Below are 1,391 nucleotides of genomic sequence, written 5' to 3' on the forward strand. Positions count from 1 at the left end.
TGGATGGCATTGCCGGGTTTAAACCGGGGTAGCAATCTGATTTACCGCTTCTTGTAGCACTACATCACTACCAATTATTGCGATACCTTTTTTTCATCTGGATATAATAATAGCAATATCCAACTCTGATAGGATTTACCATCACCTATAAAACTATGTAAAATCTGTTAATACCTTAAAATCTATAATTAAAGATAAAAATCAATAATAATGATAGTATCCTGGACTCTTGGAATACTATCTGCCCCGGCGGTAACCAATACCAAGCTATCACGGTGATAAATTACAGTAAATCATAGATCGGCCCTAATGAATCATAGGGTATCACATGACCCGGACCTCTCATCTGATCGGTTTTTCCACCATACACTACAAAGGATCTCTCTGGTTTCTGACCAGATAATCGATTCCAATATTCGATATTCTTAAAATAATCTCCCGATATTGTCCTTCCGGCTTTCATCTCAACAGGAATTAATTCAGTTCCTGCCCTGTCAATCAGACAGTCTATCTCATATCCACTCTTATCTCTCCAGAAATAGAGATTACTTTCAAATCCACGGTTTAACCGGTATTTCAGGAACTCACCAATGATAAAGGTTTCAAATAACCCGCCTTTCATGGGATGATTCAAAATCTCATCAGATGAACGGATTCCGATAAGATAGGCGGCAAGACCGGGATCAGTAAAATAGAGTTTTGGCATTTGCACAAGCCGTTTATTAAAATTTTTGTGGTGAGTTCTTACCAGAAATACAATGAAGGAGGTCTCTAATAACGATAACCATTCCTGAGCTGTTTTATAGTTTATTCCACAATCATTTCCAAGTGAGGAATAATTTACCACTTGTCCAACCCGGTTCGCACACATTCTCAGGAATGTCTGGAATAATGAGAGATTCTGGACCTGCTTTAATTGTCTGAGGTCCCGTTCCAGATATGTCTGAACATATGCGGAATAGTAATCAGATGGAATGATAGGATCACTGTACAGCCGGGGGTAGCATCCCTGATAGAGATATTCTTCATAGGTGTTTTTGTGAATTCCATTTCGATGTAACTCTTCCATAGAAAGGGGGAGTAACTTGAGAATTCCAATCCTTCCTGCTAATGACTGGGATATCTTTTCCATCAACAGGAAATTCTGGGATCCGGTAAGAATGAATCTGCCAGTCGTGTCCTTGTTGTCGATGAACCCTTGAAGGTAGGAGAATAACTGAGGTACATGCTGAGCTTCATCAATAATTGCCCCTGTTTTTGCATATTGAAGAAGGAAAGTCCGGGGATCTTCTTCAGCAAACTGCCTGGTATCCGGGTCTTCAAGGAGCGTATAGGGCAGATCTGGAAATATATTCCGGACTAATGTCGTTTTTCCAGATTGACGCGGTCCG

General features: G+C 40.2%; 1 protein-coding gene. It reads right to left on the minus strand.

Features of this window, described 5'->3' with window-relative positions:
• Positions 1–283 precede the first annotated feature (283 nt).
• The coding region (locus tag PLA23_RS09250; protein ID WP_324474949.1) for an ATP-binding protein at positions 284–1,391 on the minus strand (1,108 nt) is incomplete at its 5' end.

This window comes from Methanospirillum sp., from assembly GCF_035406105.1.
GTDB lineage: Archaea > Halobacteriota > Methanomicrobia > Methanomicrobiales > Methanospirillaceae > Methanospirillum.